Annotated in this window: 4 protein-coding genes; all 4 read left to right on the plus strand. The window is 62.5% G+C overall.

Going from position 1 to position 4,928, the window contains the following annotated elements; all coding sequences use genetic code 11:
• On the plus strand, nt 1-940 hold a 940-nt coding region (locus tag E0L15_RS11895), incomplete at its 5' end, for a YifB family Mg chelatase-like AAA ATPase (RefSeq protein ID WP_168125757.1).
• Between the two features lie 59 nt (nt 941-999).
• Nucleotides 1,000-3,072, plus strand: coding sequence for a glycogen/starch synthase (locus tag E0L15_RS11900; RefSeq protein WP_243155485.1), 2,073 nt, complete (start codon nt 1,000-1,002; stop codon nt 3,070-3,072).
• Between the two features lie 146 nt (nt 3,073-3,218).
• Nucleotides 3,219-4,214: a helix-turn-helix transcriptional regulator gene (locus E0L15_RS11905; RefSeq protein WP_168125759.1), complete on the plus strand. Its 996-nt coding sequence runs from the start codon at nt 3,219-3,221 to the stop codon at nt 4,212-4,214.
• 230 nt (nt 4,215-4,444) lie between these two features.
• The gene (locus tag E0L15_RS11910) at nt 4,445-4,654 is read left to right on the plus strand and encodes a hypothetical protein (RefSeq protein WP_168125761.1); all 210 of its coding nucleotides are present in this window, start codon (nt 4,445-4,447) and stop codon (nt 4,652-4,654) included.
• Nucleotides 4,655-4,928 lie beyond the last annotated feature (274 nt).

Below are 4,928 nucleotides of genomic sequence, written 5' to 3' on the forward strand. Positions count from 1 at the left end.
GGGCCAGGAGGGAGCCAAGCGGGCCCTGGAAGTGGCCGCCGCCGGCGGACACCATATTCTAATGACGGGCAGCCCTGGGGCGGGCAAGTCCATGATGGCCAAGCGCCTGCCCTCCATTCTCCCCGATCTGACCCGGGAGGAGGCCCTGGCCTGTACAGAGATCTACTCCGTGGTGGGCCTGACCAGCCGGGAGCACCCCATGGTGCTCCGCCGCCCCTTCCGTGCCCCCCACCACACCATCTCGGCCGCCGGCATGGCAGGCGGAGGCACTACCCTGCGCCCCGGGGAGATCTCCCTGGCCCACAACGGGGTGCTGTTCTTAGACGAGCTGCCTGAGTTCCACTCCGACGTGCTGGAGGTGCTGCGCCAGCCCCTGGAGGACGGGAGCACCCAGATCACCCGGGTGTCCGGGACGGTGACCTACCCCAGCCGATTTATGCTGGTGTGTGCCATGAATCCCTGCAAGTGCGGCTGGTACGGCCACCCCTCGGGGCGGTGTACCTGCTCTGAGCAGGCGGTTCGGCGCTACCAAAGCCGCATCTCCGGTCCCATGCTGGACCGCATTGATATCTGTGTGGACGTGCCCGCCCTGGAATACCACGAGTTGGCGGGACAGTCCACCCCCGCCGAATCCTCGGCGGACATTCGGGCCCGGGTCAACGCCGCCCGCGCCATCCAGCACGTCCGCTTCGGCCCCCACGGCCCCACCTGCAACGCCCATATGGGCCCCCAGGAGCTCAAAGCGTACTGCCAGTTGGACGACACCTGCCAGGCCATGATTCAAAGCGCCTATGAAAAGCTGGGCCTCACCGCCCGCAGCTATGACCGCATCCTCCGGGTGGCCCGCACCGTGGCAGACCTGGACCAGTCGGAGCACATCCAGCCCCACCACCTGGCGGAGGCCCTCCAGTATCGGCCCCCGGAACACTTACAGGTGTGAGCGATCCACCATTTCCGCCCCCCATGCGTGGCGATACATACAGGAAAGGAAGATCCATAATGGTACACAAGAAGGCACGTTCCTCCAAAAAGAAAACCACGGCCAAGAAAGTGGTCAAGAAAGCCCCCACCCCGGCCCGTACCGTTGCCCCGGTGGCCGAGCCTGTGACCGCCGTGCAGCCCACGGAGCCCGCTGTGGTGGAAACTCCCACCGCTGCCAAGCCCGCCGCACCTGCCGCACCCAAGACCCGAACCAGCACCCGCAAGACCACCACCACCCGGAAGAAGCCCGCCGCTGCCGCCAAGAAGCCCGCTCCTGTCGCTGAGGAGCCCACCCCTGTGGTGGAGGAGACCGCCCCCGTCGTGGAGGAGGTCACTCCCGTCGTGGAGGAGGTCGCTCCCGTGGTGGAAGAGACCGCTCCCGTCGTGGAAGAGACTACCCCTGTCGTGGAAGAGACTACCCCTGTCGTGGAGGAGCCCGCTCCCGTGGTGGAAGAGGCTGCCCCCGTGGCGGAGGAGCCCGCTCCAGTCGTGGAAGAGGCCGCTCCTGTCGTGGAGGAAGCCGCCCCTGCGGAAGAAGAACCCGCCCCTGTTGAAGAGGAAACCGCTCCCAGTGTGGAAGAAGATGTATCACCTGTTGTGGAGGAGGTCAAACCTATGTATGAGATGTCCAACCTGCCCCGGAGAAGCATTGCCTTCATCGGCTCGGAATGTCACCCCTTTGTCAAGACTGGCGGTCTGGGCGACGTGATGTACGCCCTGCCCCGTCAGCTGGTGAAGCTCAACTGTGACGTGCGGGTGATTCTGCCCCGCTACGCCTGCATCCCCCAGAAGTTCCAGGAGAAAATGGAGTACCGGGGCGAGTTCTACATGGACCTGGGCAACACCGGGCGCAACTACTATGTGGGAATTATGGAGTATGTCTGTGACGGCGTGGTGTACGACTTCATCGACAACCAGGAGTTCTTCTCCTCCGGCAATCCCTACACCAACCTGGTGGACGACATCCCCAAGTACTGCTTCTTCAGCAAGGCCGCTCTGGCTGCTCTGAACTACTTAAACTGGATTCCCGACATTGTCCACTGCCACGACTGGCAGGCGGGTCTGGTGCCGGTGTATCTGCGCACCCTGTTCAAGGACTCCCCCGTGGGCCACGCCCAGTCCATCCTCACCATCCACAACCTGCGTTTCCAGGGCATTTACAACATCCCCACCATTCGCTACTGGTCCGGCCTGCCCAATGAGGTGTTCCAGATGGGCGCTTTGAAGGACGGCTATCAGGACGCCAACATGCTCAAGGGCGGCATCGCCTACGCCGACCGGGTCACCACCGTCAGCGGCACCTACGCCGGGGAGATTCAGACCGCCGAATACGGCGAGCACCTGGAAGGCCACCTGCGCTACCACAGCGGTAAGCTGCGTGGCATCGTCAACGGCATTGACTACGACATGTGGAACCCCGCCACCGACCCCGCTCTGGCAGAGCACTACGACCTGGGCAACGTGCTGGACCACAAGATGGCCAACAAGCTGGCCCTGCAAAAGGAGCTGGGCCTGGAGCAGGACGAGGGCAAGTTCGTCATCGGCCTCATCTCCCGCCTGACCAACCAGAAGGGTCTGGACCTGGTCAGCTCCATCATCCCCATGGTGCTGGACGGCAACACCCAGGTGGTGGTGCTGGGTACCGGCGACCGGGAGTACGAGGACACCTTCCGCTACTATGAGAGCGCCCACCGCGGCACCTTCTGCGCCTGCATCCAGTACGACGAGGCCCGGGCCCACCGCATCTACGCCGGCGCCGATGCCCTGCTGGTGCCCTCCCGCTTTGAGCCCTGCGGCCTGACCCAGCTCAACGCTATGCACTACGGCACCCTGCCCATCGTCCGGGAGACCGGCGGCTTGAAGGACACCGTGGAGCCCTACAACACCTTCACCGGAGACGGCAACGGCTTCACCTTCGACCGTTACGACGCCGGGCTGCTGCTGGACGCCATCAACCGGGCCAAGACCCTCTATTTCACCAACCGCTATCACTGGGACGAGGTGGTCCAGCGGGACATGGCCAAGGACGTGTCCTGGGAGAATTCCGCCCGTCAGTACAAGGATCTGTATCTGGAGCTGACCCAGTGGTAAGAGTCCAAATGGCCCCAAATCCCCCAAAAATACGGTGTCATATCCCCGCCGCAACTGGCAGTTGACAGATTTCCAGCCCTGTTTGGTGGCCTGCAACCGTGGGAGGTGCTACCATGAGACCATCAAAAGCGACGGGAGGCACACCTATGATTTTAGGAGATAAGATCACAAATTTGAGAAAAAAGGCCGGGTGGTCCCAGGAGGAGCTGGCCCACCAGCTGGGAGTGTCCCGGCAGGCGGTGTCCAAGTGGGAGAGCGGCAGCTCCATCCCAGACCTGGACAAAATTCTCCGGCTCAGCCAGCTCTTTGACGTGAGCACCGACTACCTGCTCCTCGACGAGATGGAGCCGGAGCTGCCCCAGGCAGAGCCGGAACCTGCCCCCATTCTGGATGGGCCCCAAGTCCCGGTCCACCACATCACCCTGGAGCAGGCCAACACCTACCTGGACACGGTGCGAGGGGTGGCCAGTAAAATCGCCCTGGGCGTGTTCCTGTGCATTCTCTCCCCCACCGCCCTCATTTACCTGGGCGGCCTGTCCAGCGAAGAGGGCCGCTTCACCCTGTCCGAGCCTCTGGCGGGCGGGGTGGGCATCCTGGTGATGCTGGCCCTGGTATCCGCCGCGGTGGCCCTGTTTCTCTTCTTTGGCAGCCGCCTGACCCCCTACGAGCACCTGGACAACCAGCCTGTGGAATTGGCCTATGGGGTGGACGGCGTGGTGAAAAAGCGTCAGGCCGAATACCAGACCACCCACCTGATGCTGCTGGTGGTGGGCATCACCCTGTGCATTCTCAGTCTGGCCCCGCTGATGATTCTTGTGGCCATAGACGAGGACGGCATGGCTCCCATCATCGGCCTCATCCTCATGTTTGTGTTGGTGGCGGTGGGGGTGTTCCTGCTGGTGCGCACCTGCATCATCGCCGGAAGCTTCCAGCGGCTATTGGAGACTGGGGACTACACCCGGGAGCACAAGCGGGAGGAAAACAGCCCTCTGACCACCATCTACTGGGGTCTGGTGCTGGCCATCTACCTGGGCTGGAGCTTCTGGACCATGGCCTGGGACCGCACTTGGATTGTGTGGCCGGTGGCGGCGGTGCTGTACGCCCCGGTGCGAAGCATTGCAGGGTTGCTGACCAAAAAATAAGACACATCGGGCAGGAGAAGGCGTTCACCTTCTCCTGCCCGATACTTTTTAGCCCAATACCGCCCTGTACAAGACTGACTGGAGGATTGTTCTTCTAAATGGCCTAGGCGCAGGCTTGCCAGCCTGGTGGGGACGCTCCCCGCTGGGGGTTCCTTTTGCCCGGCCAAAAGGAACCAAAACCCGCTTAGGGCGTTCCCCCCTAAGTACCCCCCTAGGGTGCGAGGCTGAAAATGCGTCAAGCCTATGGTCGGCCCGTCACCCTTGCTGTGGCCCCTGCCTCTGCCACCACACCAAGCCACCATGGCAACTGGCCCTATGACTGGGTGGTTTCCACCTCCGGGCCTACTCTGGAGAAGTGGCGTTCCCGCCGCCGGGAGCCAAACCTCCGGCAACTGGGAACAGTTGCACACCAGGGTAAGGCCCTGGCGGTAGAAGCATAATGTTCCACAACAAGCAGGTGCATTCTGTGGAAATTCCATGCCATCTATGTGACCCCACCGGGCCAAGGGCCGAAAACAGGAAGGTGCACCCTCTACCCAGTACCGCGGGGTGGATTCCACAAGGCGGGGGAAGGCCCCGCCTTTGGCGATTCTTTCCCCAATTTCTCATCGCTGAGAAATTGGGCCCAGCGGAGCGTCCCTGGCAGGGGCGCTGGTTTCCGCCTGAGAAATTGAGAATCTATTTCATGGTTTGGAGCAGAAAGCAAAATAAAAA

Source organism: Pseudoflavonifractor sp. SW1122, from assembly GCF_012027765.1.
Lineage (GTDB): Bacteria > Bacillota > Clostridia > Oscillospirales > Oscillospiraceae > Enterenecus > Enterenecus faecium.